At 35.3% G+C, this 17,810-nt stretch carries 16 protein-coding genes; 2 read left to right on the top strand and 14 right to left on the bottom strand.

Going from position 1 to position 17,810, the window contains the following annotated elements:
• Positions 1–71: 71 nt before the first annotated feature.
• The 4 genes from I5M07_RS10795 to I5M07_RS10810 form a co-directional block, all read right to left on the bottom strand.
• Complete coding sequence (locus I5M07_RS10795; protein ID WP_200106455.1) at positions 72–662, bottom strand: Crp/Fnr family transcriptional regulator; 591 nt, start codon at positions 660–662, stop codon at positions 72–74.
• Positions 663–716: 54 nt separating this feature from the next.
• Positions 717–1,445 carry a hypothetical protein gene (locus tag I5M07_RS10800; RefSeq protein WP_200106456.1) on the bottom strand — a complete coding sequence of 243 codons (729 nt, stop codon included), beginning with the start codon at positions 1,443–1,445 and terminating at the stop codon, positions 717–719.
• Between the two features lie 75 nt (positions 1,446–1,520).
• A complete protein-coding gene (locus I5M07_RS10805; RefSeq protein WP_200106457.1) occupies positions 1,521–2,909 on the bottom strand; it encodes a sensor histidine kinase in 1,389 nt (462 codons plus the stop codon).
• Positions 2,899–3,585 (bottom strand): response regulator transcription factor, encoded by a 687-nt coding sequence (locus I5M07_RS10810; protein ID WP_200106458.1) that lies wholly within the window; start codon positions 3,583–3,585, stop codon positions 2,899–2,901. Before I5M07_RS10810 ends, I5M07_RS10805 begins: the two co-directional genes overlap by 11 nt.
• Positions 3,586–3,884: 299 nt before the next feature.
• On the opposite strand from I5M07_RS10810, the gene I5M07_RS10815 reads away from it, so the two are divergent.
• Complete coding sequence (locus I5M07_RS10815; protein WP_200106459.1) at positions 3,885–4,655, top strand: hypothetical protein; 771 nt, start codon at positions 3,885–3,887, stop codon at positions 4,653–4,655.
• Positions 4,656–4,737: 82 nt separating this feature from the next.
• On the opposite strand, the gene I5M07_RS10820 is transcribed toward I5M07_RS10815, so the two are convergent.
• The 7 genes from I5M07_RS10820 to I5M07_RS10850 form a co-directional block, all read right to left on the bottom strand.
• Entirely contained in the window at positions 4,738–5,007 is a 270-nt protein-coding gene (locus I5M07_RS10820) for a hypothetical protein (protein WP_200106460.1), read from the bottom strand.
• Positions 5,008–5,162: 155 nt separating this feature from the next.
• Positions 5,163–5,633 carry a ferritin-like domain-containing protein gene (locus I5M07_RS10825; RefSeq protein WP_200106461.1) on the bottom strand — a complete coding sequence of 157 codons (471 nt, stop codon included), beginning with the start codon at positions 5,631–5,633 and terminating at the stop codon, positions 5,163–5,165.
• Between the two features lie 159 nt (positions 5,634–5,792).
• Positions 5,793–7,667 (bottom strand): peptidase U32 family protein, encoded by a 1,875-nt coding sequence (locus tag I5M07_RS10830; protein WP_200106462.1) that lies wholly within the window; start codon positions 7,665–7,667, stop codon positions 5,793–5,795.
• Positions 7,668–7,874: 207 nt separating this feature from the next.
• A complete protein-coding gene (locus I5M07_RS10835; protein ID WP_200106463.1) occupies positions 7,875–8,312 on the bottom strand; it encodes a DoxX family protein in 438 nt (145 codons plus the stop codon).
• 206 nt (positions 8,313–8,518) lie between these two features.
• Entirely contained in the window at positions 8,519–10,708 is a 2,190-nt protein-coding gene (locus I5M07_RS10840) for a rhamnogalacturonan lyase family protein (RefSeq protein ID WP_200106464.1), read from the bottom strand.
• Between the two features lie 264 nt (positions 10,709–10,972).
• On the bottom strand, positions 10,973–12,163 hold the full coding sequence (locus tag I5M07_RS10845) for a pyridoxal phosphate-dependent aminotransferase (protein ID WP_200106465.1): 1,191 nt from the start codon (positions 12,161–12,163) through the stop codon (positions 10,973–10,975).
• Between the two features lie 58 nt (positions 12,164–12,221).
• On the bottom strand, positions 12,222–13,319 hold the full coding sequence (locus I5M07_RS10850) for a fatty acid desaturase family protein (RefSeq protein ID WP_200106466.1): 1,098 nt from the start codon (positions 13,317–13,319) through the stop codon (positions 12,222–12,224).
• A 106-nt stretch (positions 13,320–13,425) separates the two neighbouring features.
• On the opposite strand from I5M07_RS10850, the gene rsmG reads away from it, so the two are divergent.
• A complete protein-coding gene (gene rsmG / locus I5M07_RS10855; protein WP_200106467.1) occupies positions 13,426–14,055 on the top strand; it encodes a 16S rRNA (guanine(527)-N(7))-methyltransferase RsmG in 630 nt (209 codons plus the stop codon).
• A 127-nt stretch (positions 14,056–14,182) separates the two neighbouring features.
• Here rsmG and pruA read toward each other — a convergent pair whose 3' ends face one another.
• From pruA to I5M07_RS10870, 3 genes are all read right to left on the bottom strand, one after another.
• Entirely contained in the window at positions 14,183–15,808 is a 1,626-nt protein-coding gene (gene pruA, locus I5M07_RS10860; protein ID WP_200106468.1) for an L-glutamate gamma-semialdehyde dehydrogenase, read from the bottom strand.
• Between the two features lie 152 nt (positions 15,809–15,960).
• A complete protein-coding gene (apaG, locus tag I5M07_RS10865; RefSeq protein WP_200106469.1) occupies positions 15,961–16,347 on the bottom strand; it encodes a Co2+/Mg2+ efflux protein ApaG in 387 nt (128 codons plus the stop codon).
• Positions 16,348–16,426: 79 nt separating this feature from the next.
• Positions 16,427–17,677 carry a type IX secretion system plug protein gene (locus I5M07_RS10870; RefSeq protein ID WP_200106470.1) on the bottom strand — a complete coding sequence of 417 codons (1,251 nt, stop codon included), beginning with the start codon at positions 17,675–17,677 and terminating at the stop codon, positions 16,427–16,429.
• Between the last annotated feature and the right edge of the window lie 133 nt (positions 17,678–17,810).

The following is a 17,810-nucleotide window of genomic DNA, read 5'->3' on the forward strand; positions in this document are numbered from 1 at the left end:
ACAACAAAGTTACAAGCATTACCTACAAAAATCACTTAATCTAGATTAAGAAATGGTTTAGCATTTACGATTTAGATGCTTTGAGAACTGTTTTTTAAAAGTTTGCTTTTCATTTTACTAAAAAACTCGGGTGTAACGCCAATGAAAGAAGCAATTTGTTTTTGGGGAACTTTCAGAATTAAATTGGGGTATTTTATGCAGAATTTTTCAAAGCGTTCTTCGGCCGAAAGACTTAAATTATCCATTAAACGTTCTTGGTTGGCGACCAGAGAATTTTCGGTTAATATGCGAAAAAAACGCTCCAATTTTGGAATATCGTGGTACAATTGTTCTTGATTTTCTTTGGATAATACCACTACTTCTGCATCTTCAAGAACTTCTATAAATAAATTGCCGGGCTTTTGTGTAAAATAACTGTACATATCGCTAATCCACCAACCGGCACAAGAAAAACTCAAAACGTGTTCAACAATATTATCGTTAATGGTAAAACTTCGTAGAATGCCAGAGTTTACAAAATAGGATTTTGTCGAAATTTGTCCTGCGTTTAAAATCACACTTTTCGCTTTGTGGTGTTCTAGAGTAGTTTTCGATAAAAAATGCAATTGCTCTTGGGGAGTCAATTGAACATGCTTGGCGATATTTTCAAGAATTAATTCCATTGTCTCAAATGTACAAAAATCAAGAATTAAAACCCGAATCGTTTTTTGAGAAAGCTATTGCAAAAGCATTTCTTCGTAAAGAGACAAAACCGGAATGTTAAGGTGTTGGTTGATATTGGTTTTGGATGCTTTTTTTAATTTTAAACGTTCCTTCTTTCGTGTTTCAATAACAAAATCAATCGCATTGGTTGAGAGTATATTCGCTAATTCGGAACCAGTATCTTTATTTTGATGCGATTCTTTTTCTATAATTTGACTAATTTTTTGAAAAGGGAAATGCGTGTTCAAATAATTTTCCAACTTCTTTAAATTGATTTCCGATTCTTTATTCTGAAGAAAAACGGCATTCGTTAATGGATTGTCAACAGCATTATTTAGGTGTAAAATAGGCGTTTTTTGCTTTTCTAAATATTGAATTAAAGTGGAATGAAACCTTTTTTTGCTGTTAACCATAGAACTCGTAAGCACTATTAAATCGGTTTCAAATTGGTGTAGTAGTTTTTTTAAAAGACTCGAAGAAAGGCCAAATTGCCGTTTGAACTCGATACTGCAATTCGGAAAACGTTCCGCGTACTCTAAGCAAGTATCTACTATTTTTTGTTCTTTTGATGTTATTTGCGAATTGAATTCTCTTAAAAAATGTGCCGCCGAAATGGCATTAATTTCTTCCGAGACCCACAAAAGCACTATTTTAATTTCTTGATTTTGCCCGTGAACAATTGCAGTTTTAATTGCCGAAAGGGTGTCGTAATGGAGTTGTGTTGGAATTAAATAGTTTTTCATAAGTACGCGTACTGCCTGTACTTACAAAATAAGAAGGGTAATATTAGAAAGGATTTAATACGGAATTAAAAAATCCTAAGAATCCAGATTAGAAATTTTAATCTTGTTGGTATGGAATACAATCGTTACAATAGTTCCTTTGTCTTTTTCAGATTGAATTTGTAATTCGCCATTGTGCATCCGAATGATTTTCATAGCCAGAGGCAATCCTAAACCGTAGCCAATGTATTTGCTGGCTTCTTTTCCTCTAAAAAAAGGCTCGTATAAATGCGGAATGTCTTCGGATGGAATCCCAATTCCGATATCGCTAATGGTTACTTTAATCGCATCTTTAACGGTGCTGAGGTTAACAAAAACTTCTTTGTTGTCAGAATATTTAACGCCGTTGGCAATAATGTTGTTGATGGCTAATTCTAATAAATTTTTGTTGCACGGAATGGTCAATAAACTACTGTCTTTGGCCGAATTATCCAATTTGATAGTAACTTTATTGTCTGGGTAAAATTTATCTAAATCGTTTTTTACTTCGAATAGTAAATCATCAATTCGCACTATGTTTTGCACTTGTTTGGTACCGTCGTATCCGGTTTGTGTGAGTTTTAAAAGGCTTTCGGTTAAGCTGCCTAATTTAGATGATTGTTTGTAAATATTCTCGAGCGAAGCAATGTATTCTTCTTTTTCGCGGTCTTTTAAAAGCATGATTTCCGCTTCGGCAATAATTGTGGTAATAGGCGTTTTTAATTCATGCGAGGCATTGTTGATAAAGTTGGTCTGAATTTCAAAAGAAGTTTCCAATCGATCCAACATGTTATTAAAGGTCGAAGTTAAATCGGCAATTTCATCCGAACTATCACTATTTTGCAATCGGCGAGATAAATTGGAAGCGCTAATTCGTTTTACTTCTTTGGTAATATTTGCCACGGGATTAATCACTTTTTTGGCCAACAAACGACCTAAAAAGAAAGATAAAAGCACAAAGGCCAAAATACCAAACGACATGATTCGGGTTATGTAAACCGTGGTTAAATGTCCTTTACGATCTACGGCCGAAATAATGACGATGTATTTTTGTCCGTGTTCGGTAAAAATTTGACCCAAAAAATATTTGTTGTTAATCTCAAAAGATTCTTTGCCGTTTTTTAAAACATTGGTGTAGAATTCGTTGGGTAAATTCAAATTGATGTTGTACTCAAACGTATTGTGACTGTTTACTTTTAGTACAAAATCTTCTTCCTGAATTAGTTCTTCTAAACCGTTTTTTTTAAGCTGTTTGTAGTATTTTATTTTTTCGGGATCTTTTTGAAAATGAATCGACGCTACAATTTTAGCTCGGTCTTCTAACCGTTTCAAAAAATAATATTGATTATTACTTCGGAATAAATAAAAAACCAAAATACACAATAGCAAAGTGCTAAAGGAAGATAAAATGACGTAACTAAAGGTGATTTTTTTCTTAATGTTCATGTTCACTTTGTATCATGTATCCAAATCCTTTGATGGTTTGAATTTTTTTGGTGTTGTAGGGTTTGTCAATTTTTTTGCGAAGGTAATTGATGTATACATCTACCACATTCGTATTCATATCAAACGTAATGTCCCATACATTATCTAAAATTTGATTTCGCGAAACAATGGTTCCCGAATTTTTAGCAAGATAGTGCAAAAGTGTAAACTCTTTATAAGTCAAAGCAATCGGATTTCCGTTTTTGTAAACCGTTTTGGTTTTAGCATTGATTTCTAAATCGTCTATTTTTATAATATCGGGTGACTGTTGGTCAATTTTAGCTCTTCGTGCTAAGGCCATAACACGGGCATTTAATTCGCTAAATTTAAAAGGTTTTACCAAATAATCATCGGCACCATTTTCTAAACCATTTACGATGTTTTCGGAAGTTCCCAAGGCTGTAAGTAACAAAATAGGAACAAAATTTTTCATAGCCCGTAACTTACGGCAAATTTCGATTCCGTTGATTTTTGGAAGCATAACATCTAAAACAACCACATCAAAAGTGTTGGTCAGAATCATTTGCAACGCAGTTTCTCCATCAAGAGAGACACTCACATCGTAGTTATTCTCGGCAAATCCTTTTCTTAAAATGGCCAGTAAATTCGGTTCGTCTTCTACAATTAATAGTTTCATTTGGTCAGAAATGTTTTTACAAACTTAAAAAAAAGCAATGCTTCTTTTGGGATGATGCGGTTTAATTAAGATTTTTTTATAAATAAACCTTGAAATCTTGTTTTGAAAACCAAAATCTATTTTTAAATCCGATTTAGCGTTTTCAAAATCAAATACTTCACAAAATGGAAGCAAAATCAAAATTATGAAACCCTCTGATAAAATTGTATAACAAATTTGCTGTAAGCACATCGGATATTTGTAAGGTAAAATAACAAACCGTTTTTACGAGAAAAAATGGATTTAAAACGGAATTACTAATGAAAAAAATTTACATCAATACGGGGAACACTACTACTATTTTATCACAACTCAATAAAGCATTGGGCGGAAAAATGACAACGGTAAACGACGAAAGCAAAATTTTACTCAAGTCGGATTTGGCTCGTGGTCGCATTAAAAGTTCTTATTTTAAAGAAGGCGCTTTGTACATGCAATTTGATTTGTATTTTACAGAAGAAGTATCTCTAAGTTTAGAATCGTTTGAAAATGTACCTTTGTTTTTTGCGTATTGCTCTTATGGAGAAATTAAACACGGTTACGGTTTTCAAAATAACAATACTTTTTGTTTGAAGGCAGGAAAATCGGCCATTATAAACGGTAACGGAAATGTAAATACGGTTGTTAGTTTTAAGAAAAACCAGCGTATTTCGTTTTCGCTTCTAGGAATGGCAACACAATCCTCGCGATTTGACGCAAACTACGGAATGAAAAATCAACTCAAAGCACTTTTTGTAGATGACAATCACAGCCGAATCAAAAGTGGAAAGTCAAATTCGAGAATAAAACAAAATTTGCAAGCACTCAATCAAATTAACAGTAAAAGCACCGAAAGTCATTTGGCTAAAAAAGCGTTAGTGGATCAAATTTTTGGTTATGAAATTGCACAATATACTAGTGTTTGGGAAACCATGTTGGCTTCTGTGAATTTGATGGTGCCGAGGTACGTTTTGAGTTTTAAAAATTACATCCATACTCTTTATACGCAAATTACCAATGGTAGTTTGTTGGTACAAGGAGTACGAGAATAAGGAATATTTTGGTTTTTAAATATAAATAGATTGGTTTTTGGTTTGTAAAAAGGCAGTAGCTCTAAAAGTTACTGCCTTTTACTTATTTATCATCTTGATCCAAATGTTCGGTTTGTTCCAGTTCTTTCTTCCTAGGCGGTTTTTCTTCATAACCCAAATTGGTAATGCTTTCGGTTAACGGGTCGATTTTTTCTTTATTCAAATCGTCCATCAAATCAATCGGAATTGGAAATTTTTTCTTTTTATCTGGGTCTTTTCCTGTAGATTCTTCTTCGTTTTTGAATGCAGTTTCATCCAAGCGTTCGGCTTGATTTTTGTCTTTGTTGTCTTCGTTGTGAGTTGTATTTTCCATGATGCGTTGTTTTAAAGTTGTGAATAAATAAAGGTATAACTTGCTGGAACAAGGTTTGTTATAAAACTATTTTTTCAGTTTATAGAATTTAAACCACAAAAAAAACTACTTTGTTACAAGTAGCAAAGTAGTTTTTAATGATGCTCGCGAAATCTTTAGATAATCGCTTCTTTTTTAAGTTCAATTTTAGCCAGCGTGTTTTTAATATTAGCCAATTGTTTCGCAACCAAGCCATGTAACATTGGGTTAAAATGACCTTCTTCTAGCGTGCTTTCGTATTTTTTGATGGCTGCCTCTTCACCTGTAATACAAGCGTTGATGATGGCTTCTTTGTCGCCACCTGTCACCATCGATTTAAAATCAATCCATGTTCTATGAATGGCTCCCAATGGACCACTTGTGGTGTTGGTCGATTTTCCTAGTTTGTTAATCTCATCTTGAAGTTCGGTAATATGAAGCGCTCTTTCGCGTGCATAACTCAAAAAATCAGCTTTGCTTTGTGCGTCTTCTACATTTTCGGCGGCGTTAGTATAACCCAATTTTCCGTCTTCTAAAATGGCAATTAAGCCTTCTAATTGATCAATTGTTGTACTTGTTTCCTGATTTGTTCTATCTGTATTTTCCATGATTTTATATTTTTAAAATGTTATATACAAACTTATTCTAAAACAGGTTGTTGCGTCTTACATAATTTAGAAACCATTTTATATAATTGATTTGGCGTAGAAAAAAAGCATAAAAAAACTGCCTCGTAAAGCAGTTTTAATTTTTAGAATTGTAGGGTTTTAGTGAAAATGATCTTCCTCGATTTCAAATTCGGCATCTTTTTCCCAGATTTCCATTTCGCAGGGTTTACAATTGAATTTTAGTTTGTATTCCAATTCACCCTGTTTTAAAACTAATGGTTCTTTTACTTTAACACCTACGATGTCTTTTTGGTGAATTGGACATTTTTTTAATTCGTATTTGATGCAATATTTGGTGGTCATTACACGTGATTTTCCTGGATCCCATTGCAATTCGAATGCTTTTTCTATTTCGGTAACACCGTGACGTTCGTAGAATTTACGAGCGGTTTTGTTCGAAACGTTGTACATGAAATCCAATTTGGTTTCTGGATAAGGATGTGACGTTTTGACCAATTGGTGTTCTTCGCGAACGTAATTTTTCAAACGAATTTCAGATAATTGTTCGAAAACATTTCTTCGCATTTCGTTTATTTTTGAAATAGGAAGGAACCAGTTTTGCGAAAACATTACATTGATTTCATCTGCGCTGTAGGGTGTAAAACCTGTTTTTGCCAATTGCACTTTTATGTTTTCTTCGATCGATTCGCCCGTTTTTGTTTGTTCTTTTGGATGCTCTAATTTTACGGTGCTTACATTTCCATCTTCGTCGGTTGCAATTAATTCAAAACCGTTTTCGTTTTCGGTAAGCAATAAAGTAGTTCCGATTTTACGGATGGCACTGTCTTCTCTCTCCACAATTTTGATGAAAGCAGCGTCGTTGTTTCTGTAAATGAAAGTTCCGTCTTTGATTTCTTTTAAAACGTTTGGGTATACTTTTCCGTTGTCTGCTTTGTTGACGTAGATTCCGTCGGCTTCGTTATTTTCTTTGATGAAACAAAGTCCGTCACCGTTGTTTAATAATTCACCGTTTTCGATTTCGTAAGCGTTTCCAATCGTTCGGATTAATTTACCAATATATTGTCCTTTTGATTTTGGACTTTCCCAGGAACCAATCGAACTGTGTCTTTCGTTTACGAAATAATCCGTATAACCACGATTGAACGTTCTGCTTAAAGTAGAATCAAAAGTATAGGTGCATTTTCCAGAAGAAGCTTTAATGTATTTGTCGCTTCCTTCTCCTTCTAAAAAGCTGTCTAATTTTTGCCGTAAATACGAAACGTTGTTTTTAACATAAGCGACATCTTTTAAACGGCCTTCAATTTTGAAAGAAACGATTCCCGCTTCAATTAAATTCGGAATCTGATCCGAAACGTCTAAATCTTTAATCGATAGCAAGTGGCTGTTTTTGATTAAAGTTTCTCCGTTTCCATCGATTAAGTTATATGGTAAACGGCAGTTTTGTGCACAAGAACCGCGGTTGGCACTACGTTCTCCGTTGGCCACACTCATATAACAGTTTCCGCTAAACGAAACACATAAAGCTCCGGTAACAAAAAACTCTAACTCAACATCAGCGTGGTCGTATATTGTTTTAATTTGATGCAGGTTTAATTCACGTGCTAACACCACACGTTTGATTCCGGCATCTTTCAAAAATTTAATTTTATCTGCATCGCGGTTATTGGTTTGTGTACTGGCGTGCAATACAATAGGAGGCAATTCCATTTCCATAATTGCCATATCTTGAATGATAAGCGCATCAACGCCAATATCGTACAATTCCCAAATCATTAAACGGCAGGTTTCTAGCTCGTTATCATATAAAATAGTATTAATAACCACAAAAACCTGAGCATTAAATAAATGCGCATATTTAACCAAGGCCGCAACATCTTCGATTGAGTTGTTGGCATTAGAACGCGCTCCAAATTGTGGCGCTCCAATATATACTGCATCAGCACCACTATTGATGGCCGCCATTCCTCCAATTAAATCTTTAGCGGGAGCTAATATTTCGATTTTCTTCTTCATTTCTAAAATGTTAGACTTTTACGGAATTCCCCAAAAAAGTGTGCAAAGGTCTAATAAATTTTGGAAGATTTCTAATGCTTTGTTTATTTTTTTGAAATTGTTAACTGAAATGATAAGTAAGATCTAATTTTAAATTTTTGCTAGATGCTTTTTTTTATTGAAGTGTTTGTTTTGCAAAGTTGGAATAACAGCAAAGCCGAGATCAAGTTATAGCGTTGGTTTATTTGAAAAATACTTTTGTTTTAAATACGTCCATGCTCCTGTAGACCATAAGGCCCACAAAATAAGTACAGGCTGAAAGAGTAAACGAATGAAGCGCTTTTTGTCTGTATCAAGTCCAAAAGCATCAATACCGTTGGTGTACTGCGAAATGTTTCCTGGGAATATCAGAATGTAAAATACAGCTAAAGCAAGTCCGACTTTAATGCGGTGTTTTACAATAAAAATCAGGCTTAATCCCAGAGCAATTTCAACAACGCCCGAGGCGAGTACTACAAAGTCGATAAAAGCGGGGTTGTCTGGTAGCCATTTTGGTACTTGAGCTACGAATTCCTGACGTTGAAAAGTAAGGTGGCTTATTCCAGCAAAGGTCATAAAAGCACCTAATAGGATTCGGAATATTTTTTGAGTGAGAGATGTTTCCATAATGGTAAAATGAATTTTAAAAATGACTTTCCTTAAAAATACGTCTTTTTATTTTTAATTCTAATTGTTTTTATCGTTCGAAATGGATTGGATTAATAAAAAATGGATTGCGTTCATGAAATCGTTTAAATGAAGTTTTAGTATTGTAGATTGAAATAAAAAAGCCTCAAGAAGTTCTCGAGGCTTTGGATTTAATAGCGTTTTTATTATTCTTTGATTAGTTTGATGGAAGACGTTCCCTTTTCTGATTTTACGGTAACAAGGTATACACCTGCTTTAGCCGAAATCGAACCTACTTCAACTTGGTTTTCTCCTTTTCCTTTTTGTATTTCTTGACCTAAAACATTATAAATACTGTAGGTGAATTTACCTTCGGCTTTTATGCTAAAAGTTTGAGAAGCAGGATTTGGAAAAACCACCGCATTTGGTGAAGATGTACGGTTTGAAAAATCAGACACACCTAAGTTTTTAGTATCAATAACTTTGATGTTTGGCTGTGTTTGTGGATCCATATCTGTTCCTAAATAAAAACTCGGATGCGGTGGTTGATTGTAACCTGAGTTTTGCCAAGCAATAGCTGTTCGGTACTGGGTGTCGTGCATTAAAGTATACAACCTATGTTCTGTTGGGATAGTAGTTGTATATATTCTAATAGCGGAGTTGTCGTCCTTGCGAACGATTAATTCTTCTCTCCAATCGCCGAAAAGGTCGGCACTCAAAGAAGGAGTCGCTTTGGTGGTATTGTTAGTGAGGTATCCCGTAGCGGTTAAGAGATTAGTTGTATTGCCATTTTCGTAATTCCATTTATCTATGACAGGAACATAATAAATGTTAGGATCCGCACCGTTTTTTTTGCCATCTAAGAGTTCACGGCTTAAATCGCCATCCCACCAAATAGTGAAGTTTTGAGAAGGTTTTTTATTGCTGATGAGATTTCCCTTGCAATCCATTAGGAAATTTACACCACCAGCACTACCAAAGCATTCATAACCTTTGTAGCGAGGGTCGATATCAGCAGCATTGCAACGTCCGATATCTGCGCTTGCCGGTATCCCCCATAAAGTGCCACCCGTTTTAGCATCTAAAAACACAAGACCATTCGTTTTATATTTTGCAGGCTCTTCCAAACATTGCCATATTTCCAGTCCTGGACGATCGGGATCCATATCGCTCATGTGCAATGCATCACCGTGTCCTAATGTATTGGCATATAAAAGTGTTCCGTCATCATTCATAGCGCTGGAACCATTGAATATTTCATCTTTGCCATCGCCATCTGAGTCGCCAACTGTCATTTGATGGTTGCCCATACCTGCAGCTCCCGAATTTCCAGAAGTGTTACTGTCAAATATCCAACGCTGCGAAAGGGTACCGTTTCTCCAATCCCAAGCTACTCGGACCAATCGTGTATAGTAACCGCGACCCATAATTAAACTCGGTTTTTCGCCATCAAGATACGCAACCGCAGCGACAAAACGCTCCGAGCGACCGCCATAACTATCTCCCCAATTTGATACTGTGCCTCGTGCGGGAAGGTAATTGGTGGTTGCCATGGCTTTGCCTGTTTCGCCATTAAAAATGGTTAAAAATTCGGGTCCCGAAATAACAGCACCATACGTGCTTGTTTTGGTTTTACTCCCATTAGGGTTACGGTAATCTGCTGCTGCATCGCCAATTACTATTCCGGTTCCATCGATGGTACCATCCGCAGTTCTGCAAGCCATTTCGGCTTTTCCGTCTGAATCCAGGTCATATACAATGAATTGTGTATAATGGGCGCCAGCACGGATGTTTTTACCCATATCAATTCGCCAAAGCCGTGTGCCATCCAATCGATAACAATCGATATAAACATTTCCTGTAAAACCGGGTTGCGAATTGTCCTTTGAATTAGAAGGATCCCATTTTACAAATAATTCGTATTGACCGTCACCATCTACATCACCAACACTGCAATCGTTTACGGTATAGGTATAAGAACCGTCTACGTTTCTTCCATCAGGAGGTATTTGCATCGGTATATCCAAATATTGATTCGCCCAAATGGTTGCGATTTCTGAGTCTGCTTCTTCTCTTCCGTTGATAATGGCTCGAACCGTATACGCTCCGTCAGAAGTAGTGGTATGCGTGAAATTGGTAGTGGTTGTTAAAGGATTGTCGTTTAGTTTGACGTTGTTGTAATACAAGTTGTAACTAACATCAATAGGTTCGTTTCCGAGCATCCGCCAGTTAACATACACTTCATTCGAGTTTAAACGCATGGCAATTAAGCCGCGATTTAATTTTTCAACATTTCGTTGGGCTATTACTTGGTTGGTTAAGCCAAATAAAAACAAAAACGCAAAAAGGATGCGTTTAAAAACAATACAATTTGCCTTTGTAATTTTTTGTTTCATAGTTAATTATATAATTTGGTTAGTTAGTAGGCGCTAAAAATAATTATAAAAAAAATCTAGACTATCCTGTACTGTGTTGGCTCTTAAAAAGGCTGGTTTTGGGGTGGTTAAAAACAGAAATGGTTATTATTTATGCAGCTAAATCGAGGTAGCAGATTACTTTTTCATTCTAAAAAGTTAGATATAAAATAGTAAAAAAAATACCTCAAGTTTCCTTGAGGTATTATAAAATTATAAAATGTGTCTTACGACTTTATAGAAAAATTAAGCAGTCAATGCTTCTTTAATTCGGCGTAAAGCTTCGGTTAAAATCTCGTTGCTTGTGGCGTAAGAAAAGCGAATGCAATTTGGATTTCCGAAAGCATCTCCTGTTACGGTAGCTACATTTGCTTCGGCCAAAAGATGCATCGATACATCGTTTGCGTCTTTGATTTCAGTTCCTTTTAATGTTTTTCCAAAGAAAGAAGAAACGTCTGGGAATACGTAAAATGCGCCTTCCGGAACGTTAATTTTGATGCCTGGAATTTCTTTCAATAATCCTACAACCAAATCTCTACGACCATGGAATGCCTGAACCATTTCGTTTAAAACGCTAGGATCAGCATCTACAGCAGTAATGGTAGCACGTTGCGCAATACTATTTGCTCCCGAAGTTACTTGTCCTTGAATTTTAGTACACGCTTTTGCGATAAATTCTGGTGCTCCGATGTATCCAATTCGGTATCCTGTCATAGCAAATGCTTTTGCAACTCCGTTTACCGTAATGGTTTTTTCTAACATTCCTGGGATAGAGGCAATACTGCAAAAAGTTCCAGAGAAGTTGATGTGCTCATAGATTTCATCGGCAACTACGTAGATATTTGGGTGTTTTTCTAACACTTTAGCTAAAGCAGTTAATTCTTCACGGCTGTAAACAGACCCCGAAGGATTACAAGGTGAAGAAAACCACATCATTTTTGTTTTTGGTGTGATGGCAGCTTCTAATTGCTCAGGTGTAATTTTGAAATCGGTTTCAACAGAAGTCGGAACTTCTACAGGAATTCCGCCTGATAATTTTACGATTTCGAAATACGAAACCCAGTAAGGTGCTGGCAAAATCACCTCGTCACCATCGTTTAACATTACTTGTGCAATGTTGTATAAAGATTGTTTTGCTCCTGTAGAAACTACAATTTGAGAAGGTTTGTACTCTAAACCATTGTCTCTTTTGAATTTTCTGCAAATAGCTTCTTTTAAATCCTGATAACCATCAACAGGAGAGTAGGTACTGTAATTATCGTCGATTGCTTTTTTTGCTGCTTCTTTGATAAAATCAGGGGTATTAAAGTCTGGCTCGCCCAAACTTAAACTGATAATGTCTTTTCCTTGTGCTTTTAATTCACGTGCTAATGCTGCCATCGCCAAAGTTTGCGAAGTGGCCAAGTTGTTAATTCTGTCTGAAAGAATATGATTCATTATAAAAAATTTGATAACTCTTACTTGCTGTTGGTAAGAGGGGTTATTAATAGTTTAATTAAACGGTTAATTCAGGTTTTATTCCGAGTTCTTTTAAATGCTTAAAGTGTGCAATAACGGCACTTCGCATGGTTTTGTATTCGTAATATGGCAAATTGCATTCTTTGGCAGTTTCGCGTACAATTTTAGCAATTTTACCATAATGAATATGAGAAATATTCGGAAAAATATGATGTTCAATTTGATGATTCAATCCACCAGTGTACCAGTTTACCAACCAGTTTTTGGGTGCAAAATTAGTTGTAGTAAACAATTGGTGAATGGCCCAAGTGTTGTCCATTTCTCCCAATTCGTTCGGCGACGGATTTTCGGTATGTTCTACCACATGCGCCAATTGAAATACAATACTCAAAATTAATCCTGCAGTATAATGCATCACAAAAAAGCCAATAAGCACTTTCCACCAAGTAATACCAATTACAATTGGCAACACAATCCAGATGGAAACGTAAATAATTTTGGTGATAATTAAAGTAGTCCAAAGAATTTTTGGACTCTTAGGTTGACCATATGATAATTTGCGTTTTAAATAAGCACGCATTTGTTTAAAATCGGTAGTAATGGCCCAGTTGAAGGTTAACAAACCGTATAAAAAAACAGAATAATAATGTTGAAAGCGATGAAAACGATGCCAAGGCGCCGAATTGGTAAATCGAATAATTCTACCGGCATCCAAATCCTCGTCATGCCCAGGAATGTTGGTATAGGTGTGGTGTAATACATTGTGTTGTACTTGCCAGTTGTACACATTTCCTGCCAGTACATAAATAGTGCCTCCCATAAAATTATTTACCCAGCTTTTGGTAGAGTACGAACCGTGATTGCCATCGTGCATCACATTCATACCTACTCCGGCCATGCCAATTCCCATTACGATGGTCAGTAACAAGTGTAACCAAAAAGGCATATCTAAAGTTAAAATTAAAAAGTACGGCGCAAGGAAAACCGTAAATAAAATAACCGCTTTTACATGCAGTTTCCAATTTCCAGTTTTTTTGATGTTGTTTTCTTTGAAGTAATTGTTTACCCGAGAGTTAAGTGTTCTAAAAAACTTTAAATTGTCTTGCTTAGCAAATGTCGGTGCGGTGTTATTCATATTAATTTTAAATAGTTTTCAAAGGTACTTATTATAAATTTTCAATTTACAAAATTGAGTTAAATATTTCGGTAAGAAACCCGTACTTTTGTTAAAAATTAGAATTATGAATGAGATTTTGAAGTATTTTCCGAATCTAACCCCGCTTCAAATAACGCAATTCGAAAAATTAGAAGCTTTATACCAAGATTGGAATCAGAAAATTAATGTGATTTCAAGAAAAGATATTGATTCGTTGTATACCAAACATGTTTTGCATTCGCTTGGAATTGCTAAAATCATGAAATTCGAACCCGGTGCTACAGTTCTAGATGTAGGGACTGGCGGTGGGTTTCCTGGAATTCCATTAGCAATTTTATTTCCGGAAACTCGTTTTTATTTGATTGATGTAATTGCCAAAAAAATAAAAGTGGTTCAAGGTGTTGTGGATGCTTTAGGATTGAAAAATGTAAAAGCAGAGCAAAAACGTGCCGAATTGGTAAAAGGAGATTTCGATTTTATTGTAAGTCGTGCCGTAACCAATATGCCTGATTTTGTTTCATGGGTTAATGATAAAACGAAAAAGCAAAACAAACATACGTTACCAAATGGTATTTTGTATTTAAAAGGAGGTGACTTAACCGAAGAATTGGCCGATTTTGCAAAAGCAACTTTATATGATTTGGCCGATATTTTTGAAGATGAATTTTTTGAAACTAAAAAAGTAGTGCATTTACCATTGAAGTTTAAGGCTTAGAAAATAGTCTTAAAGTTTAACGTCAAAAGTCTTAAAAGATTTTGTCAAAATAAAAAGCCGAATCTAAATTTTAGATTCGGCTTTTTTATATTGGATTTTAAGACTTTCGACTTTCCAACTTTAAGACTTATCCCAAAAACGGATATCTGTAATCTTCGGGTGTCACAAAAGTTTCTTTAATAGTTCTTGGAGAAACCCAACGCAATAAGTTTAAGGCAGAACCTGCTTTATCGTTAGTACCAGAAGCTCTAGCGCCTCCAAATGGTTGCATTCCGACAACTGCTCCAGTTGGTTTATCGTTGATGTAGAAGTTACCAGCAGCGTTTTGTAATTTAGTGGTTGCTACTTCAATCGCATAACGATCTTGACTGAAAACGGCTCCAGTTAGAGCATACTCAGAAGTAGTATCCACTAATTCTAAAGTCTCTCCCCATTTAGCATCTTCGTAAACATAAATCGTGATTACCGGTCCGAATAATTCGGTTTCCATTGTGGTATATTTTGGATTAGTCGTTACAATAACGGTAGGCTCAACAAAGTACCCCACCGATTTATCATAATTTCCACCAACAATAATTTCGGCATCAGCGTCTTTTTTAGCTTGGTCAATATATTTAGCTAATTTATCAAAAGACCCTTCATGAATTACGGCAGTAATAAAGTTTCCAAAATCTTCTGGAGAGCCCATTTTCATTGATTTTACATCAGATATAACTTGCTCTTTTACCGCTGGCCATAAACTTTGTGGAATATAAGCTCTTGATGCAGCCGAACATTTTTGTCCCTGAAATTCGAACGCACCACGGACAATTCCAGTTGCCACTTGTTTTACATTAGCACTTGGATGTGCAATGATGAAATCTTTACCGCCTGTTTCTCCAACAATTCTTGGATAAGTTTTGTAACGGTTAATATTTGCACCAATTTTTGCCCAGATTTCTTTAAATACGTGAGTTGATCCTGTAAAGTGAACTCCAGCAAAATCAGGACTTGCTAAAACAGTATCCGTAATCATTAAGGCATCTCCAAAAACGACGTTGATAACGCCATCCGGAACACCTGCTTCTTTGAAAACGTCAGTAATTACTTTTGCAGAGAATACTTGACTGTCACTTGGTTTCCAAACTACAACATTCCCCATCATAGCGGCACTAGCCGGTAAATTGGCAGCAATTGCAGTAAAGTTAAAAGGAGTAATGGCATACACAAAACCTTCTAAAGGGCGGTATTCCAAACGATTCCAAGTTGTAGAATCTGATTTTGGTTGATCGTTGTAAATTTGAGTCATAAATTCTACGTTGTAACGTAAAAAGTCGATTAATTCACAAGAAGCATCAATTTCGGCTTGATGAATATTTTTAGATTGACCTATCATGGTAGCCGCATTAATGCGTGCTCGGTAGGGGCCTGCGATTAATTCAGCTGCTTTTAAAAATATAGCGGCACGTTGTTCCCATGCCATATTTGCCCATTTTTCACGAGATGCTAAAGCATTCGAAATAGCTTTTTCAACATGTGTTTTTTCGGCTAAGTGATAAGAACCAACAACATGTTTGTGATCGTGAGGAGCGGTAATATTTCGGGTATTTCCAGTTCTGATTTCTTCAGATCCGATGTAAAGCGGAACATCAACTTTGCTGTTCCACATATTTTGGTAAGCGCTCAAAACAGCGTCTTTTTCGGGTGAATTAGGAGCGTATCCTTTTACGGGTTCATTGACCGCTTTTGGGACGTTAAAAAATCCTTTTAGCATATCTTTTGTTTTTTTGAAGATTAGACAATTTGGTAAAAAGATTATCCGAATAATAAGAATAATCTAATGCAGTACAAAAGTACAAAGGATAAATTAATAATTTGATAAAATTATTATAAGTTATTGCCAAGCGTAAAATAAAAAATGGCTACTTAGTTAAGTGCAAAAGGGGCGCACATTCTAAAAGTAGGTACAATTACTTTAAAGGTTTTAGTCGAGGTGAAATTGATCATGTTAAAATGACCTTTCATGGCTCCATAAGGCGAAGCTAATAAACAACCGGAACTATATGTATGGTGTTCTCCTGGTTTTAAAACGGGTTTTTTTCCAATAACACCTTCACCATCTACTACCTCAATATCGTTTAAAGAATCGAATATTTCCCAATGGCGCGAAGTTAATTGTACAGAATCTTTACTGTGATTTTCGATGGTCACTACGTAACTAAAGGCAAAATGAATCTTGTAGTTTTTGAAGTAAGTGCCTTCAAAACTAGTCAAAACGGAAATTTTTATGCCTCGAGTTATTTGTGATACCATTCTAAAGTAGTATAGATGTGTATGATAGAGCAAATTTACAAAAAAAATCCATGCTTTCAGCCCTTTTAAAAATGTTTTTTTAATTGGTGATGTTTAATGAAGAGGCATTACCTTTACCAATTACCCTCTGATAACGGTCGTTATTGGCTTGGTAATAGACTAAAACCGTGTATTCATTTTCGGTTTGGTAAAAATTTCCATCAATAGCATTTTGATTGTCAAGAACCCCTTTTTTATCAAGTATTTGATACTGATAATTGGTAAATCCTTGTTTGATTAAAATGGGTTTTTCGAAAACACCTTTCTTCTCATTATAGTCCATTTTGTTTTCATCTGAAAAGCTAAAGTTATTAAACATTCCGGTAACGTAAACGTCTTTGTTTAATTGGAAAGAAGGGGCGGATAAACTAAAGTAAACCCAAACATAATCCGCTTCTATTCGGTCATCATCTGAGTTGAATTTTTTGACTACAAAATTACCATTTACATCGGGGTAATTGGTGTAAATACTATTTCCTCGGGCTTGGTTGGTAAATAAATAGGCGTTGTAAATTTCGTTGTCGGCATTAATTTTTCCAACGTTATTATTGGCAACCCGAACATCTTTGTTTTCAAAATACAAAAATTCATTTCCAGCCCAAAATTGTGTCTCTTTGTTGTATTTATAAACCAATTCGTTGCCAATAGTATACTGAGGAGGGATGTTTTTTATCGCGGTATTAAAATTCCCATTTTGTAAAAGCAACACTTTTACATTTTGTAGAGGTTGTTGAAATATAATGGTTTTAGAGTCTATTGCAAATTCTAGGTTTTGAGTATAATCGATTGTGTTTAAATCGCGACTTCTTTTGATTAAAAGCGGAACGGTTGCAAGGTTTTCATATAAAATGAATTTTCTTGAAAAAACAATTTCCTGATTTTCATTTAAAATTTGTAACAGGTAATTTCCTGAAAGTTTTAAGCGTGTAAATTGGTTGGGAAACGATAATTCGTAATGCGAATACAATTGCAAGGTGTTTAACGAATTGCGGTAGTTTTGAATGCGTTGGTTATCGAAACCTTGTAAATAATCGGTTTTTGGAATGTTTGACGGCATCCAATCGTAATTGCAATGTATGATTTGGTAGTTGTAATTTGCTTCGTTGCCAAAAAGATCATCAAATTGAAGTTTGAATTCACTACCCAATTCAAAAATGGGTACTACATTTTGATTGTCTACCACAAACGAAACGGTTTTAATATTGTAAGGCGGAATTATTTCTTTTTGAATTTGTGCTTGTGAGAAAATAGTAAAAAAAAATAAAGTAAAAAAGTACGTATATAGTCGCATAGTAAATGTATCTCAAGTCCGTAAATATAGTGAAATTTACAAACAGCCTTTATTTGAATTTTCTTTAGTTTTTTTCTATAAAAGCGCTGTATTTTAATAAATCAGTAGGTTTTAGAAACTCTTTTTCTTTTAT

It is taken from the genome of Flavobacterium agrisoli (assembly GCF_016522065.1).
GTDB classification, from domain to species: domain Bacteria; phylum Bacteroidota; class Bacteroidia; order Flavobacteriales; family Flavobacteriaceae; genus Flavobacterium; species Flavobacterium agrisoli.

Bases quoted from the DNA above. Each gene is read 5' to 3' on its own strand.
- I5M07_RS10795 (WP_200106455.1), bottom strand. From the start codon at position 662: ATGGAATTAATTCTTGAAAATATCGCCAAGCATGTTCAATTGACTCCC.
- I5M07_RS10800 (WP_200106456.1), bottom strand. From the start codon at position 1,445: ATGAAAAACTATTTAATTCCAACACAACTCCATTACGACACCCTTTCG.
- I5M07_RS10805 (WP_200106457.1), bottom strand. From the start codon at position 2,909: ATGAACATTAAGAAAAAAATCACCTTTAGTTACGTCATTTTATCTTCC.
- I5M07_RS10810 (WP_200106458.1), bottom strand. From the start codon at position 3,585: ATGAAACTATTAATTGTAGAAGACGAACCGAATTTACTGGCCATTTTA.
- I5M07_RS10815 (WP_200106459.1), top strand. From the start codon at position 3,885: ATGAAAAAAATTTACATCAATACGGGGAACACTACTACTATTTTATCA.
- I5M07_RS10820 (WP_200106460.1), bottom strand. From the start codon at position 5,007: ATGGAAAATACAACTCACAACGAAGACAACAAAGACAAAAATCAAGCC.
- I5M07_RS10825 (WP_200106461.1), bottom strand. From the start codon at position 5,633: ATGGAAAATACAGATAGAACAAATCAGGAAACAAGTACAACAATTGAT.
- I5M07_RS10830 (WP_200106462.1), bottom strand. From the start codon at position 7,667: ATGAAGAAGAAAATCGAAATATTAGCTCCCGCTAAAGATTTAATTGGA.
- I5M07_RS10835 (WP_200106463.1), bottom strand. From the start codon at position 8,312: ATGGAAACATCTCTCACTCAAAAAATATTCCGAATCCTATTAGGTGCT.
- I5M07_RS10840 (WP_200106464.1), bottom strand. From the start codon at position 10,708: ATGAAACAAAAAATTACAAAGGCAAATTGTATTGTTTTTAAACGCATC.
- I5M07_RS10845 (WP_200106465.1), bottom strand. From the start codon at position 12,163: ATGAATCATATTCTTTCAGACAGAATTAACAACTTGGCCACTTCGCAA.
- I5M07_RS10850 (WP_200106466.1), bottom strand. From the start codon at position 13,319: ATGAATAACACCGCACCGACATTTGCTAAGCAAGACAATTTAAAGTTT.
- rsmG (WP_200106467.1), top strand. From the start codon at position 13,426: ATGAATGAGATTTTGAAGTATTTTCCGAATCTAACCCCGCTTCAAATA.
- pruA (WP_200106468.1), bottom strand. From the start codon at position 15,808: ATGCTAAAAGGATTTTTTAACGTCCCAAAAGCGGTCAATGAACCCGTA.
- apaG (WP_200106469.1), bottom strand. From the start codon at position 16,347: ATGGTATCACAAATAACTCGAGGCATAAAAATTTCCGTTTTGACTAGT.
- I5M07_RS10870 (WP_200106470.1), bottom strand. From the start codon at position 17,677: ATGCGACTATATACGTACTTTTTTACTTTATTTTTTTTTACTATTTTC.